13 protein-coding genes and 2 tRNA genes are annotated in these 15,446 nt (G+C 63.6%); 2 read left to right on the plus strand and 13 right to left on the minus strand.

Features of this window, described 5'->3' with window-relative positions:
• Position 1: 1 nt before the first annotated feature.
• Entirely contained in the window at positions 2–880 is an 879-nt protein-coding gene (locus tag LQ144_RS12925) for a rhomboid family intramembrane serine protease (protein ID WP_230119112.1), read from the minus strand.
• A gap of 7 nt (positions 881–887) precedes the next feature.
• The gene (locus LQ144_RS12930) at positions 888–1,433 is read right to left on the minus strand and encodes a peptidylprolyl isomerase (protein ID WP_230119113.1); all 546 of its coding nucleotides are present in this window, start codon (positions 1,431–1,433) and stop codon (positions 888–890) included.
• A gap of 156 nt (positions 1,434–1,589) precedes the next feature.
• Here LQ144_RS12930 and LQ144_RS12935 point away from each other — a divergent pair, with 156 nt between their 5' ends.
• Positions 1,590–2,546 (plus strand): hypothetical protein, encoded by a 957-nt coding sequence (locus LQ144_RS12935; protein WP_230119114.1) that lies wholly within the window; start codon positions 1,590–1,592, stop codon positions 2,544–2,546.
• Positions 2,547–2,705: 159 nt separating this feature from the next.
• Positions 2,706–3,578: a glycosyltransferase family 2 protein gene (locus LQ144_RS12940; protein WP_230119115.1), complete on the plus strand. Its 873-nt coding sequence runs from the start codon at positions 2,706–2,708 to the stop codon at positions 3,576–3,578.
• A gap of 94 nt (positions 3,579–3,672) precedes the next feature.
• Here the strand turns inward: LQ144_RS12940 and LQ144_RS12945 are convergent, their stop codons facing one another.
• From LQ144_RS12945 to dnaN, 11 genes are all read right to left on the minus strand, one after another.
• Complete coding sequence (locus LQ144_RS12945; protein ID WP_230119116.1) at positions 3,673–4,596, minus strand: DMT family transporter; 924 nt, start codon at positions 4,594–4,596, stop codon at positions 3,673–3,675.
• A gap of 171 nt (positions 4,597–4,767) precedes the next feature.
• Positions 4,768–4,843 (minus strand) — tRNA-Ala (locus tag LQ144_RS12950).
• Between the two features lie 72 nt (positions 4,844–4,915).
• On the minus strand, positions 4,916–5,038 hold the full coding sequence (locus LQ144_RS12955) for a DLW-39 family protein (RefSeq protein ID WP_354962153.1): 123 nt from the start codon (positions 5,036–5,038) through the stop codon (positions 4,916–4,918).
• A gap of 52 nt (positions 5,039–5,090) precedes the next feature.
• Positions 5,091–5,164, minus strand: a tRNA-Ile gene (locus tag LQ144_RS12960).
• A 99-nt stretch (positions 5,165–5,263) separates the two neighbouring features.
• Positions 5,264–5,962 (minus strand): DUF3566 domain-containing protein, encoded by a 699-nt coding sequence (locus LQ144_RS12965; RefSeq protein ID WP_230119118.1) that lies wholly within the window; start codon positions 5,960–5,962, stop codon positions 5,264–5,266.
• Positions 5,959–8,640, minus strand: a complete 2,682-nt coding sequence (gene gyrA / locus LQ144_RS12970) for a DNA gyrase subunit A (protein WP_230119119.1) — start codon at positions 8,638–8,640, stop codon at positions 5,959–5,961. Before gyrA ends, LQ144_RS12965 begins: the two co-directional genes overlap by 4 nt.
• A gap of 59 nt (positions 8,641–8,699) precedes the next feature.
• Positions 8,700–10,787 (minus strand): DNA topoisomerase (ATP-hydrolyzing) subunit B, encoded by a 2,088-nt coding sequence (gene gyrB, locus LQ144_RS12975; protein ID WP_290369765.1) that lies wholly within the window; start codon positions 10,785–10,787, stop codon positions 8,700–8,702.
• 407 nt (positions 10,788–11,194) lie between these two features.
• Positions 11,195–11,755 carry a DciA family protein gene (locus LQ144_RS12980; protein ID WP_230119120.1) on the minus strand — a complete coding sequence of 187 codons (561 nt, stop codon included), beginning with the start codon at positions 11,753–11,755 and terminating at the stop codon, positions 11,195–11,197.
• Positions 11,742–12,944 (minus strand): DNA replication/repair protein RecF, encoded by a 1,203-nt coding sequence (gene recF / locus LQ144_RS12985; protein WP_230119121.1) that lies wholly within the window; start codon positions 12,942–12,944, stop codon positions 11,742–11,744. The genes LQ144_RS12980 and recF overlap by 14 nt, the downstream gene beginning before the upstream one ends.
• Before the next feature lie 57 nt (positions 12,945–13,001).
• A complete protein-coding gene (gnd, locus tag LQ144_RS12990; RefSeq protein ID WP_230119122.1) occupies positions 13,002–13,886 on the minus strand; it encodes a phosphogluconate dehydrogenase (NAD(+)-dependent, decarboxylating) in 885 nt (294 codons plus the stop codon).
• 113 nt (positions 13,887–13,999) lie between these two features.
• Entirely contained in the window at positions 14,000–15,124 is a 1,125-nt protein-coding gene (dnaN, locus tag LQ144_RS12995) for a DNA polymerase III subunit beta (RefSeq protein WP_230119123.1), read from the minus strand.
• Positions 15,125–15,446 lie beyond the last annotated feature (322 nt).

The following is a 15,446-nucleotide window of genomic DNA, read 5'->3' on the forward strand; positions in this document are numbered from 1 at the left end:
GTCAGGCGGTGATGACGCGGTACCAGGAGACCGCTACCAGGAGTGCCAGAACAATGGCCAGCCCGGCCAACTGGATGAGGTGCTGGCGGGGTCCGCGGGGTGCGTAGGCGATGACAGCCGCGCACAGCGCACCGGTGATCAGGCCGCCAAGGTGGGCCTGCCAGGCGATCTGCGGGACCATGAATCCGATAACGCCGTTGATGGCGATGAGCACCCAGAGTTGCCTGGTGTCGCCGCCGCGGTGGCGCTGCACCACGAGCATGGCGCCGAAGAGCCCGAAGATGGCCCCCGAAGCACCCACGACCCCCACCGGGCCGCCCTCCGGAAGAATAGGCGTCAGGAGCAGGTACCCCACGGATCCACCGAGTGCGGAGAGGAGATAGACAGCGAGGAACCGGATCCTGCCCAGCAATGGTTCGAGGGCCTGGCCAAAGATCCATAGCGTGTACATGTTCAGCAGGATGTGGAGCAGGAAGCCCTGGGAATGCAAAAAGGCCGACGTGATCATTCGCCACGGCTGGAATACGCCAAACTCGGGGGTGGCATAGACGGAGGCGTAGGCAAGCGTCCGGAACACGGCGCTTCCCGGAATCACCCACTGCAGGACGTACAGCAGCGCGCACACGGCGATTATCCCGAACGTCACCACCGGTTTCCCGGTGGCCACGGCGCCGCCGTAGACCGTCCGGACTGCCGGCGTCGTACGTTTTGTTTCGTTGACGCAGTCAACGCACTGGAATCCGACGGCGGCCGCCCGCTGGCACTCTGGGCATGCGGGACGCCCGCAGCGCTGGCAGCTCACATAGGAGGGCCGGTCCGGGTGCCTGGGGCACACGGGTACCTGCGCGGACGGCTCTGCCGACGGAATTCCGTAACTCATGGTGGGGTTAGAGCTGCTCGATATCGATGCTGTTGATCTTTACGTCTTCAACCGGGCGGTCGCCCATACCGGTGCGGACAGCCTCAATGGCGTCCACCACCTTCCGGGACTCGTCGTCTGCAACTTCGCCGAAGATGCTGTGCTTGCCCTGCAGCCAGTCAGTGGGGATGGTGGTGATGAAGAACTGGGAGCCGTTGGTGCCCTTGCCCATCTGCAGGCCGGCGTTGGCCATGGCCAGCTTGTAGGGGGCGTTGAAGCTCAACTCGGGGTGGATCTCGTCGTCAAACCGGTAGCCGGGTCCGCCGGTGCCGCGGCCCAGGGGATCGCCCGCCTGGATCATGAAGTCCTTGATGATGCGGTGGAAAATGGTGCCGTCGTACAGCGGCGTGCCGGACTTGTCTTCGCCGCTCTCCGGGTGCGTCCACGGCTGTTCGCCCGTGGCCAGTCCAATGAAGTTCTTAACAGTCTTCGGCGCGTGGTTGCCGAAGAGGTTCACGACGATGTCGCCGAGGCTTGTGTGGATGGTTGCTTTTGCAGTTGCTGTGGCAGTCATACGGTCATTCTTTCACGGCGGGTCAACGCGGGACGGGGCCTGAAACGCAGTTCCGCGCTGGGTGAAATCCGCTCTGAATCCGCCTGAACGATAGCAGGGCAGCTCATCCGCAACGTAGGCTAACTGCAGAACCGTCACATTAATCGGGAGGTAGTTGTGAAGAAATCGGATCGTATTGCCCGTGAACTGGAATTGTCGGTCAGTTCCGCAGTAGAGAACGCAAAAGACCGGATGGAAGCTGCAGTGGACTGGGCTGTACCCCGGCTGCAGCATGGCATCGACACCGCTTCCCCCAAGATCCAGGAAGGGCTCAAGTCGGCAGCCCACAACCTGGCTGGCGGAGTTGCCACCGTGACGCCCCGCCTCCAGGACGGACTGTCGCAGCTGGCGCCCAGGATTCACGACGCCGTTGAGGGCGCGACGCCGAGGCTGCACGAGGCCCTGGACCGGGCCACGCCTGTTATCAACCAGGCCCGTGACCGCGTGGTAGTGGAATACCTTCCGCGTCTCTCGGACCAGATCGGCACGGCGTCGGAAGTGGTCCACCGGACGCTGGAGGGCGCACCGGCCCGGGTGGACGCCGTAGCACAGAGGCTTGGCGACGTCGGTATCATCCACTCCCTCCAGGAGCAGGCACAGGTTGCCGGCAGCCAGTTGAAGTCGGCAGCCTCCGAGGCAAGCCGGGCAGTGACCGGCAAGCCGCTGATCCAGCCGGAGAAGCCCAAAAAGCGCGGTCTCCTGATCGTCGGTGTGATCGCAGCTGCGGTCGCAGCCGGTGTCGCGGCGTGGAAGGCTTCCAAACCGGTGGAGGACCCGTGGAAGACCCCGGCCCCCGTTACACCGGCACCGTCCACCACAGCGCCTTCCGCCCCTGTGGCCGAGACGCCGGCGCCCGTAGCCGCCGCCACGGTGAACGAATCGGCACCCGGATCCGACGCCGCACCGCTGGCCCCTGCCTCCGCAGAGGACAGCGACAACGCAGCTGACAAGGCCAAGCACGTGGCCGAGGATGCAGACGCCGACGCCGGTGCTGTCGCCTCCGATGCGAAGACGGCCGTCAAGAACATTGCGGCCAACATCGACAACGGCGCGGACAAACCGGCCGACAAGTAAACAATCTCCACGCCCACCGGGCGTGCGGTTAGAGGGGTTCCGCCTGGTGCGGGGCCCCTCCAGTCATTTATGGCCAGGTTGCTTGGACCGCTGGAACCTTTTGTGGGTCCGGCTGCGTAGGCCGCGGAAAGAAAATCGATCGGTGCTAAGTTTGAGGTGATGTCACCCGATAGATCCGCCGAGGATTCCTTGCACGACGCTCAGCTGCCGGGCGTATCAATCGTCATACCGGCATATAACGAGGAAAGCGTCATCCGGCAGTGCCTCATCGCGGCCGTTTACCAGTCCGTTCCGGCGCACGAGATTATCGTGGTGGACAACATGTCCAAGGACCGGACTGCGGACATCGTCCTGCAGATGCAGCAGGAATACCCGGAGAGCCCCATCATCCTGCTTCGTCAGGACGCGAGCCAGGGCCTCATCCCCACACGGAACTTCGGCCTCGACCACGCCACCGGTGAAATCCTGGGCCGGATCGATGCCGACTCGGTGGTGGAACCGGACTGGGTGGAGCAGGTCCAGAAAGCGTTCGCGGACCAGTCCACGCAGGCTGCCACGGGACCGGTCGTCTACTACGACATGCCCATGCGGCGTTTCGGCCTCAAGGCCGATGACAAGATGCGCCAACTGATGCTCAAGCTGGCAAAGCACCAATACCACTTTCTGTTTGGCTCCAACATGGCGCTGCGGCGTTCTGCCTGGGAGATCATCCGCGGCGAGACCTGCCGGGATGAGAAGGACGAGATGCATGAAGACATTGATCTCTCCCTCCACCTGGCCGACCACGACCTGCGGGTCCAGTACTGGCCGCAGATGGTCTCTGGAATGTCCGCCCGGCGGCTCGAGGACTCACCCCGTGACTACCGCTACTACGTGACCCGCTTTGACCGCACATATAAGGCCCACAACGTCAAGAAAATGGCCCTCAAGGCCCCTATGGTGGTCTTCTTCTCCGTGTACTTCCCTGCGAAGCTCCTGCGAGCCATTCACACGGTCAACACCAGCCAGCCAGCCCGCCGCGGCGGACAGTAGTCTCAGCGCTGGAAGCCGGCCCTTAGCGCCGGCCCAGGCGCCGCGGCTCCGTCAAACAGCTTCAGCGCCTGCCGGGGGCGGGAAACTTTCCCCCTCAGTCCGTCCCCAGCTCCGCCAAGGGCCGCTCCTGCGGTGTTTTGCCCCGCCCGGCTTTGCCGGTGCGCTGACCTGTGACGACGACGGCGAGCCCCACCAGGATCAGTGCAAGGCCGCCATACGTACCGGCGGGCAGGGTCTCGTTCAGAAAGATGGCCGCAAGCAGTGCTGCGCCGGGAATCTCAAGCAGGATGATCATTGAGACGAGCAGTGGACTCATGGTTGCCAGCAGGTAGTTGAAGGCGGTGTGCCCCACCAGCTGCGCACAAACGGTGATGGCTACGATCCCCAGCCAGCCGCCGGCGTCGAACCCCAGGAGCGGCTGCCTGGTGATGAGCGCCAGCAGCGCCACCAGCGCCGCGCACATGCCGTAGCAGAGCGTGGTGTAGGTTCCCGTTGTCATGCTCTGCCGGGCACGGCCCCCGGCCAGCGTATAAACCCCTGCGAGGAGCCCGCCAGCTACCGCCAGGAGGTCGCCGAGCAGCGCCTCGGGCGATGCGCCCATGTCAAAGCCCGTAATGGCGACGACGCCGCCGAAAGCGATGCCGAGCCCCACGAGGACCTGCCACCGGTGCCTCACGCCGCGGAGCATCTGTATGACGGCGATCCAGGCGGACTGGAGGCAGACCAAGGCGGTTGCCGCAGCAACCGATGTCAGCTGCAGGGAGGTAATGAAGCAGGCGAAATGCAACGCGAGGGCCGAAGCCGCCACGAGCGACCAGCGGAACTCCCGGCCCGTGATGTGGCCGAACTGCCGCGGTTCCCTGATCAGGGTGGGTGTGGCCACGACCGCAGCACCTATCGCGTTGCGCCAGAAGGCGATAGCGAGGGCACTGACCGTGGTTGCACCGAGTGTCGCAGCGATGAGGGGCCCGGAGGAGGCCACCCCCAGTACGCCCAGGGCCGCGAGGAAGAAGTTCACGACTCCACAGTAGTGTGCCCGGGCGGCCCTCCGATTCGGCCAATACGGGCCGCTCGCCGCCCTGTGGCAAGGTCCGAAGGGCCAGATCCCTGTGGCAAGGTCCGCCGGGCGGGGCTACGGCAACCCGCTAAACAAAAAAGTCCCGGCCATCTCTGGCCGGGACTTTCCTTATGGTGGAGGCACGGGGACTCGAACCCCGAACCCCCTGCTTGCAAAGCAGGTGCGCTACCAATTGCGCCATGCCCCCATAAGAAGCAACCCGTCAATCATACCCTAGTTCCGGAGGCCGTCTGACCAGCCTCCGTACCGGGGATCCGGACTATTCAACCGTATCGGTTGACTTACTCCAGACCGTTTTCCGGGCCTCGGATTCCTGCACTTTCCTGTAGAGCAGGACGCCTGCGATCGCAGCTGCAAATGCCAGCAACTTCTTCACACGCACCCCGTTCCGGTCAGTCTTACCTGATCCTTTACTTGAACCTGTGCAGGTTCCGTGGGCGTACCAGGACTTGAACCTGGGACCTCTTCGTTATCAGCGAAGCGCTCTAACCGCCTGAGCTATACGCCCCGATGCCTCATCGGGCCGAGACATGACTTTACAGCACATCCCGGCCCGATCTCAAATCGAGGCATTCCGCGGTGCTAATTCCGCGGAATCACGGGTTTTTTAGTCGTCCGTCAGCGTGACGCCGATGCCGCCCACGAGGGTGGCGGAGATGTTGTACAGCACGGCGGACAGCATGGACAGGGCCGTCAGCAGCACAACGTTGACTACGGCGATGATGACGGCAAAGGATGCCACCTGGCCGAGCGACGCAACCTTCTTCAGTTCAAAACCGCCACCCTCGGAGCCCGCGAGGGTGCCAAGGAGGCTATCCACCTGGTCGAAGATGCCTGTCAGGTCCAGGACGGTCCACAGCACAATGGCCGCAACCACGGTGACGATGCCGAGTGCCACGGAGAGCAGGAACGCCATCTTCAGGACGGACCAGGGGTCCACCTTGCTTACCAGCAGGCGCGCACGGCGGACCTTGGCCTTCGGGGCCGGCTTCACCAGTCCCGGGGCACTCTGGCCCGGCCGCTGGCCGGGTGCCGCGGGCCTCTGGCCCGGGGCCTGGGGCCGCTGCCCCTGGACGGGGCGCTGTCCCGGCGCCGCCGGGCGCTGGCCCTGGGAGGGCAGTCCCGGGGTTGACTGTCCAGGCAGTGACTGTCCTGGCGCCGCGGGGCGTTGCCCCGGAATGCCCGACGCCGTGCCCGGACTCTGCTGCGGACGCACCGGGGCATTCACTCGTGGAGCGGTTGCCGGCTGCCGCATCCCGCCGGGACCATTACTGCTCGGCTTGGGAAATGAGTCGGAATTACTCACTCGTTACCTCCGGTGTTGTCTTCGTTCAGCTCGGTGTCGCTGTCGGCATCCTCGGATGCCGCGGGCATCGCCGGCTCTGCCTCTGCTGTTTCTGCCTCTGCGGACCCGTCTACGGATCCCGTATCTTCAGCCAACGTTACGTCATCCTCCGGAGATTCCTCTCCCTCAAGGCCACGTTCGCTGTTCCGCGCCACCTCAATGATGCGGTCGTTCTTGTCAGGTTTTGCGAAGATGACGCCCATGGTGTCCCTGCCCTTGGCGGGAACCCCTGCCACGGACGAGCGGACCACCTTGCCGCCCTCCATGACCACCAGGACTTCATCCTCTTCCTGGACGATCAGGGCGCCAACCAGGTCACCGCGTTCCTCGGCGAGCTTAGCCACCTTGATGCCCAGCCCGCCGCGGCCCTGGAGACGGTACTCCTCGACGGCGGTCCGCTTGGCGTAGCCGCCTTCGGTGACGATGAACACGAATGATCCGTCGGTGACCACGTTCGCGGCGAGGAGCTCATCATCCTCGCGGAACTTCATGCCCGTCACGCCTGAGGTGGCCCGACCCATGGGGCGGAGTGCATCATCAGTCGCGGTGAATCGGATGGACTGGCCCTTCCGGGATACCAGCATGAGATCGTCTGTCTCGGATACCAGCTGGGCGGAAACAAGCTCATCCTCGTCGCGAAGGTTTATCGCGATGACGCCGGCGGAGCGGTTGGTGTCGTAGTCCTCCAGCCGCGTCTTCTTGACCAGCCCGCGCTTCGTGGCCAACACAAGGTACGGCGAGTGCTGATAGTCCCTGAGGTCCAGCACCTGGGCGATGTGTTCGTCCGGCTGGAAGGCCAGCAGGTTGGCCACGTGCTGTCCCTTGGCGTCCCGGCCGGCCTCAGCCAGTTCATAGGCCTTGGCCCGGTAGACGCGTCCGAGGTTGGTAAAGAAGAGGAGCCAGTGGTGTGTGGTGGTAACGAAGAAGTGTTCCACGACGTCGTCGCCGCGCAGCTGGGCGCCCTTTATGCCCTTACCGCCGCGCTGCTGGGAGCGGTAGTTGTCACTCCTTGTCCGCTTGACGTACCCGCCGCGGGTAATGGTAACCACCATTTCCTCTTCGGGGATCAGGTCCTCCATGGACATGTCACCGTCGTAGCCCATGAGGATCTTGGTTCGCCGGTCATCCCCGTGCTTGGCAACGATTTCCGCCAGCTCGGTGCTGATGATCTCACGCTGGCGCTCCTCCGAGGCAAGGATCGCGTTGAACTCTGCGATCATCGCTTCGAGTTCGGCGTGGCGGTCCTGGATCTTCTGGCGTTCCAGGGCTGCCAGGCGACGGAGCTGCATGTCCAGGATCGCCCTTGCCTGAAGCTCGTCGATATCCAGCAGTTCCATTAGGCCATCGCGTGCGGCTTCGGTGGTGTTGGACGCACGGATGAGGGCGATGACCTCATCCAGCATGTCCAGGGCCTTCAGGAGCGCGCGCAGGATGTGCGCTTCCTCCTCGGCCTTGCGCAGGCGGTAACGGGTACGCCGCGCGATGACGTCCATCTGGTGCGTCACCCAGTGGCGGATGAAGGCGTCTAGGCTGAGTGTGCGCGGCACACCGTCCACGATCGCCAGCATGTTGGCGCCGAAGTTTTCCTGCAGCTGGGTGTGCTTGTAAAGGTTGTTCAGCACCACCTTTGCCACGGCGTCCCGCTTAAGGACAATCACCAGGCGCTGGCCGGTGCGTCCCGAAGTTTCATCACGGAGATCGGCGATGCCCTGGACCTTGCCGTCCTTGACGAGCTCGGCAATCTTGATGGCGAGGTTGTCCGGGTTGGCCTGATAGGGCAGTTCGGTGACCACCAGGCACGTGCGGCCCTGGAGTTCCTCAACGTTGACCACGGCGCGCATGGTGATGGAGCCGCGGCCGGTGCGGTACGCGTCCTCAATCCCCTTGTGGCCCAGGATGGTGGCGCCAGTGGGGAAATCCGGTCCCTTGATGCGGAGCAGCAGCTCTTCGAGGAGCTGCTCGCGGCTGGCGGTGGGGTTGGACAGGTACCACTGGACACCGTCGGCAACCTCGCGGAGGTTGTGCGGCGGAATGTTGGTGGCCATGCCGACGGCGATGCCCGAGGAGCCGTTGACCAGCAGGTTCGGGAACCGGGCCGGCAGGATGGTGGGTTCCTGGTTCTTGCCGTCGTAGTTGTCCTGGAAGTCGACGGTTTCCTCGTCGATGTCCCGCACCATCTCCATGGCGAGGGGAGCCATCTTGGTTTCGGTGTACCGCGGTGCTGCTGCGCCGTCGTTGCCCGGGGAGCCGAAGTTTCCCTGCCCGAGTGCCAGCGGGTAGCGCATGGTCCAGTCCTGGATCAGGCGCACCAGCGCATCGTAAATGGCGGTGTCACCGTGAGGGTGGTACTGGCCCATTACCTCGCCCACGACGCGCGCGCACTTGTTGAACGAACGGTCCGGGCGGTAGCCGCCATCGAACATTGCGTACAGCACGCGGCGGTGCACGGGCTTCAGACCATCCCGGACGTCGGGCAGCGCGCGGCCCACAATAACGGCCATGGCGTAGTCGAGGTAGGACCGCTGCATCTCCGTCTGGAGGTCGACCTGCTCCACGCGGTCAATCAGCAGATCGCCCTCCAACACCGGCTCGGGGAGATCTCCGGAGTCCGCGGGAACCTCAGGGGTTTCGTCACTCATAGTGTGTATTTTCCGTTTCAGGTATATGTCGGCTCGGGAATATCAGTGCGGTAAACCGCTTAGATATCGAGGAACCTGACGTCCTTGGCGTTCTGCTGGATGAAGTTGCGGCGTGATTCGACGTCCTCGCCCATCAGCACGTTGAAGATCTGATCCGCGGCGGCGGCGTCTTCCATGGTGACCTGGAGCAGTGTCCGGTGGTCCGGGTCCATGGTGGTGTCCCACAGTTCCGTGTAGTCCATCTCGCCGAGTCCCTTGTAGCGCTGGATGCCGTTGTCCTTGGGGATGCGTCGGCCCGCAGCCTGTCCGGACACCAGCCTGGAGTCGCGCTCACGGTCGCTGTACACGTAATCATGCGGGGCGTTGGACCATTTGATCCTGTACAGGGGAGGCTGTGCCAGGTATACGTAGCCATTTTCGATCAGCGGGCGCATGTAGCGGAACAGGAGCGTCATGAGCAGCGTGGTGATGTGCTGGCCGTCAACGTCGGCATCGGCCATGAGGACGATCTTGTGGTACCGCAGCTTGCTGAGGTCGAAGTCCTCACCAATTCCCGTGCCGAAGGCGGTGATCATGGACTGGACCTCGTTGTTGCCGAGGGCCTTGTCCAGCCGGGCCCGTTCCACGTTCAGGATCTTGCCGCGCAGCGGCAGGATGGCCTGCGTTTCCGGGTTGCGCCCGCGCTTGGCCGAACCGCCGGCGGAGTCGCCCTCCACGATGTAGACCTCGCACTTCGAAGGATCCTTGGAGGAGCAGTCGGAGAGCTTGCCGGGCATGCCGAAGGATTCCAGCGGGCTCTTGCGGCGGGCGTTGTCACGTGCCTTGCGGGCGGCCATGCGAGCCTGGGCAGCCGAAATGGCCTTGCGGATCACGTCCCTTGCCGGTCCGGGGTTGCGTTCGAGCCAGTCTCCGAGCTGGTCAGTGACCACGCGCTGGACGAATCCCTTGACCTCCGAGTTGCCCAGTTTGGTTTTGGTCTGGCCTTCGAACTGCGGCTCGGCGAGCTTCACCGAGATGACGGCCGTGAGGCCCTCACGGATGTCGTCGCCGGTAAGGTTCTCTTCCTTTTCCTTGATGATGCTCTTCTCCCGCGCGTAGCGGTTGATGAGTGAGGTCATCGCGGCCCGGAACCCCTCTTCGTGGGTTCCGCCTTCATGGGTGTTGATGGTGTTGGCGTAGGTGTGGACGCTCTCTGAATACGCGCTGGTCCACTGCATGGCCATTTCCACCGCAATCTTGCGTTCGGTGTCCTCGGTTTCGAAGGCGATGACGTCCTCGTGGACCACATCGACTTTTTTGCCGGAATTCAGGTGCTTGACGTAATCCAGCAGCCCGTCGTTGTACTGGTAGACAACGGTGCGGTGGTCCGCGTTGACTTCGCCTTCGGTGGCGACGCTGTCAAGGTCCAGATCATCGTTCTCGCCGGAAGCGGTAGTGACGCGCTCGTCGGTGAGGGTGATGCGCAGGCCCTTGTTGAGGAAGGCCATCTGCTGGAAGCGGGCGCGCAGCGTCTCGAAGTCGAATTCAACCGACTCGAAAATGCCGGTATCGGGGTAGAACGTCTGGGTGGTGCCGGTGGTGTCGGTTTCCTCGCCCTTGTCCAGCCCGCCCTGGGGCTTGCCGCCGTCGGCGAAGGACATCCGCCAGACGTGGCCCTGCCTGCGCACCTCGGTGTTTACCCTGCTGGAGAGTGCGTTGACCACCGAAATGCCCACACCGTGGAGGCCTCCGGAGACGGCGTATCCGCCGCCGCCAAACTTTCCGCCGGCGTGCAGGATAGTCATGACCACCTCAACGGTGGGCTTGCCCTCACTCGGGTGAATGTCGACGGGGATGCCGCGGCCGTCGTCCACCACTTTGACGCCGCCGTCGGCCTGCAGGACGATTTCAATATGTGTGCAGTATCCGGCCAGGGCCTCGTCAACGGAGTTGTCCACCACTTCGTACACGAGGTGGTGCAGGCCGCGGAGGCCGGTGGATCCGATGTACATGCCGGGCCGTTTACGCACAGCCTCAAGACCCTCAAGGACGGTGATGTCACTGGCGCCGTATTCCCGTTTGGTCACCGCTTCAGCCGGCGTGTCAGGCGTCGGGGCATCCTCCATTGCGGGTTCCACTGCCTGGATATCTGCATTGTCGTTAGCCACAGGCGCTTTCGACTCCTCTGTAATTGATAGTGGCTGGCCGATGCCGTCTCCCAGGGGAAAGGCGCCCGCCAACAGGCGCGTCACTGATAACGCCGTCTACTTGGTTGGCTTGCGGAACCGTCTTCCGGCCGCTGGAAAAGCGTCGGAAAACGGACTCAGTCAACGTTTCACCGGCGCCCAGTTATCTACAGAGATTCTATCGTGAAAGAGGACCGATCCCCGCATTCCAGGGCGGCGAACGGCGAGCAGTGTGCCTCTCGCAGGCCATTGGCCCCGCCTGCAAGGCCCCAGCGGTACCGTCTTCGGGTTCCTATACGGCTCACGGCGGTTTGAACGCCCTACACGCCGTTTGTGCATTTTTCAATAGATCCGGCCGCGGGCTGGCCGCTGCCACTTGCGGACGGGCTCTATCCGTAGGTGTCCCGGGGCCCGCGGCCATTGACGGTGCGGCCCCCCTTGCGCCAGCTTGGCGCGGCCGGACCCAGCACCTGGATGCTGGTGACGACGCCGTCGCCAAGTTCAGTGCGGAACTTCTCCAGCAGGCTGATGCTCAGCAGCCGAAGCTGCGTGGCCCAGGCCGTGGAGTCGCACCTCACGTGCAGCGTGGTGTCCGTAAAGCTTTCGGGTGTGCAGTGTGCAGCGATCTCCGGCCCCACCAGCGTGCCCCACTCGGCCATGACCGATCCGACCGCCACGGGTGAGGTCCAGCCACGTTCGGCAACAAGGCGACCCACCACCTTTCCCAGTCCCAAGGGATCGCGTCCGGTGGCATGGAACTGGCTGAATCCGCGAGTGTTCCGCGCCGCGGTGCGCTGTTTTTGGGCGCTGCTTCCGGCGCGGGGCGCCGCCCGGCGCACCTCGCCGCGGGCAGCCGCAGCGTCGCGCATCCTGTTCAACGCGGCCTGGGCGGCATCGATCTCATCAGGGTCACGGCCTGGCTGGAGGCCGCCGTCCTTATCCCTGTTCATCGATTCCTCCCGGGATAACCTTCACCCGCCGCCCGGTCAGTTCCTCAGGAATGTCGGCGTCAACAGCGGCGGTTACGAGGACCTGTTCGGCGCCGGCTACTATTGCGGCCAGTTTACGCCGCCGCTGCACATCAAGCTCGGCAAAAACGTCGTCCAGGATCAGGATGGGTGCCGAACCGCCGGTGCGCGCGTCATCGAGCATGACGTAGTAGGAGGCAAGACGCAGGGAGAGGCACATGGACCAGGTTTCACCATGGGAGGCATAGCCCTTCGTCGGTGCCTGTCCGAGGACAAGTTCAAGCTCATCGCGGTGGGGACCGACAAGCGAGATGCCACGCTCGAGTTCCTTGCGGCGGGACGCTGCGAAGGCCCTCACGTAGCGCTCGGTGAGCTCGTCAACGGAAAGCAGCAGGAGGTCTTCCATCTGGTCTCCACCCGCGGAAGGTTCCACGTTCGTTCCGGTGGGTGCGCCGTCGTCGTCAATCATGTTTTGAAGTGTTGACCGGTACACCGCATCGGCGGCCTTGGACCCGTCGGTCAACTGGGCGTAGGCGCTGTTGAGGTGCGGACGAAGCCGCTCTACGAGCTCCAGCCTGGCATGCAGCAGCTCCGCGCCTGCGCGCGCCATGTGCTGGTCCCAAACATCCAGGGTTGTCTCATGGCCAGCCGTGAATTTCCCGGCACGGGCCGACTTCAGGAGGGCGTTACGCTGTTTGAGGACGCGGTCGTAGTCACTCCGCGTGGCGGCGTGCCGCGGAACAAGGCTCACGAGCAGCTCGTCAAGGAAACGCCGCCGGCTGGACGGATCTCCTTTGACGAGGGCCAGATCCTCAGGGGCAAAAAGGACGGTGTGGCAGATGCCCAGAAGATCCCGCGCCCGGACAGGGTTGCTGCGGTTGATGCGTCCGCGGTTGGCCCGGCCGCCGTTGATCTCAAGTTCCAGCACGGTGGACTGTTCGCCGCGCACCAGTTTGGCCCGGATCAGTGCGCGTTCGGTGCCGAAACGCAGGAGCGGCCCATCGGCGCTCACCCTGTGCGAACTCAGCGTTGCAAGGTAGCCGATGGCTTCCATCAGATTGGTCTTGCCGATCCCGTTGGAACCGACCAGGACGGTGACGCCGGGTTCCAGCCGGAGATCCACTTGCGCATAACTGCGGAAGTCGGTCAGTGACAGGTGTTCTAGGTACACGCGCTCTTCAGGATTCTCGGGACACTGGTTCCGGGACTCACGGCCCCGGTGCGGGTGCTACTTTGCCGGACGGGTGGCATGCCCGCCGAACTGGTGGCGCAGTGCGGACACCATCTTCATGGCCGGCGAGTTGTCCTCGCGGGAGGAGAACCGGGCAAAGAGCGCGGCGGTGATGGCCGGGGCTGGAACCGCGTTGGCGATGGCCTCTTCCACGGTCCAGCGGCCCTCGCCGGAGTCCTCGACGTAGTCGTCGATCGAGGCCAGGCCAGGATCCTCATCCAGCGCCTTCACCATGAGGTCCAGCAGCCAGGACCGGACAACTGTTCCCTTTTGCCAGGCGCGGAAGGTACCGGGAAGATCGGTGACGATCTCCTTGGCAGCGAGCAATTCATAGCCTTCGGCATAGGCTTGCATGAGGCCGTACTCGATGCCGTTGTGGACCATCTTGGCGTAGTGGCCCGCCCCGACGCCGCCCACATGGACGAAGCTGTCTGCCCGCTCTCCTTCAGGACGAAGGGCGTCAAAGACCGGCAACGCGCGTTCGATGTCCGCGGCCTCACCGCCGGCCATGAGCCCATAGCCGTTCTGCAGGCCCCAGACTCCACCGGAGACACCGCAGTCCGCGAAGCGGATGCCCTTGTCGGCCAGGGCGGCGCCGTGCTTCTGGTCTTCTGTGAATCGAGAGTTGCCGCCGTCGATCACGAGATCGCCTGGCTGAAGTTTGTTGCCGAGTTCGCTGATGACGGCGTCCGTAATGTCACCCGACGGGACCATCACCCAGATCAGGCGGGGCGAGGGAACGGCGGCGATGAGTTCATCCACGGAGGACACGTCGGTCACGTCCGGATTGCGGTCAAAGCCCGTGACCTCCACGCCTCCCTTGCGCAGCCGTTCGCGCATGTTGAAACCCATTTTGCCAAGGCCGATCAGTCCGATGTGCACGGTGGGAACTCTTTTCTGCGCTGGGGTGGTGGTGGGTCTGTGCAACTGGGTCGCAGCAGATGTCATCTTTAACACTCAAAACGGCGTTAAGTGCGACCTGGTTGGGAAAGTGGCTAGTTGGGAAGGCGGACCGGCATCACGAGGTAGCGGTAGTCATCCTGATCTTCGCCATCCGCATCCATCTGGGCCGTGATCATGGCCGGCTTCGGGGCGGTGGTGAAGGAGAAGCGGACGTACTTTGTTTCGATCACGCTCAGGCCTTCCACGAGGTAGTGCGGATTGAACGCCACGGTGATGTCATCGCCGGAAAGCTGCGCTTCAAGTTCTTCGGAAGCCTGCGCGTCCTCGCCGGTTCCGGCGTCGAGGTGAAGCTGGCCCTGCGTGAAGGCGAGGCGCACGGGGGTGTTGCGTTCGGCAACGAGCGACACACGGCGGACGGCTTCTACGAGTTCCTGGGTCTGCACCGTCGCGTGGATCGGTGTGGAATCCGGGAACAGGGAGCGGATCTTGGGGTAATCACCGTCGACAAGAAGCGAAGTCGTGGTGCGTCCGCCGCTCTCGAAACCGATGAGCCGGCTGTCGTCATCCGCAATGGCCAGGTTGATGTCGCCGCTGCCGCCGAGTGTCTTGGCGACTTCGTTGAGGGTCTTCGCCTTGACCAGGGCGCTGGTGGACATGCCTGGGGTGACTGGTTTCCACGGGACTTCCCGCATGGCCAGTCGGTAGCGGTCGGTAGCAAGGAGGGTGATGAGGTCATCCTCGATCTCCATCCTTACGCCAGTAAGGATGGGGAGGGTGTCATCCTTACTCGCAGCGATGATCACCTGGGACACCGCCTGTGCGAAGGAGTCGCCCGCGACCGTTCCGCTGATGGTGGGAAGTGCCGGCAGCGGCGGGTATTCGGCTTCCGGCATGGTGGCGAGGTGGAAACTGCTGCGGCGGCAGGTGAGCGTCACCTTGTTGCCTTGGGTTTCGATTTCCACCGGGGCGGACGGAAGGCTCCGGCAAATGTCCGCGAGCAACCGGCCAGAGACCAGGATGGTGCCCTCATCCCTGATGTCGGCAGGGATTTCAAGTCTCGCTGACGTTTCGTAATCGAAGCTCGAGAGGCTGACCGTTCCGGCCTCGGCCTTGAGCAGCAGGCCCGAGAGGACCGGTACTGGCGGCCGCGGGGACAACGACCGGGCTGTCCAGGTGACGGCTTCTGCCAGGACGTCCCGTTCGACTTTGAACTTCACGGAAGGGTGCCGCCTTTCATTGCTGCTGCCATTTTCTGAACGGGAACTCCCGCAGGGAGTTCACAAAACCTTTGCGTCCGGACACCGGAACCTGCATGGTCCGCGCTTGCTGAACCACAGACAGACCCGGGGATGGGAGCGCTGCTGACAGCTTAGCCGGAACATTGAGGATTTCCCCATCCCCGGCAAGGACGCTGGCCCTTTGGGGCCATGGCCGCGGAGTCGGGTGAGTAGGGAAACGAGATTGTTGTTTGAGGGATTTCAATTTTTTGGGATTAGTAGTGTTAATAACTGCTGTGGAAACTGTGGATAACTCTATTTC

The sequence above is a fragment of the Arthrobacter sp. Bi83 genome, assembly GCF_918698095.1.
Taxonomy (GTDB): Bacteria; Actinomycetota; Actinomycetes; order Actinomycetales; family Micrococcaceae; genus Arthrobacter.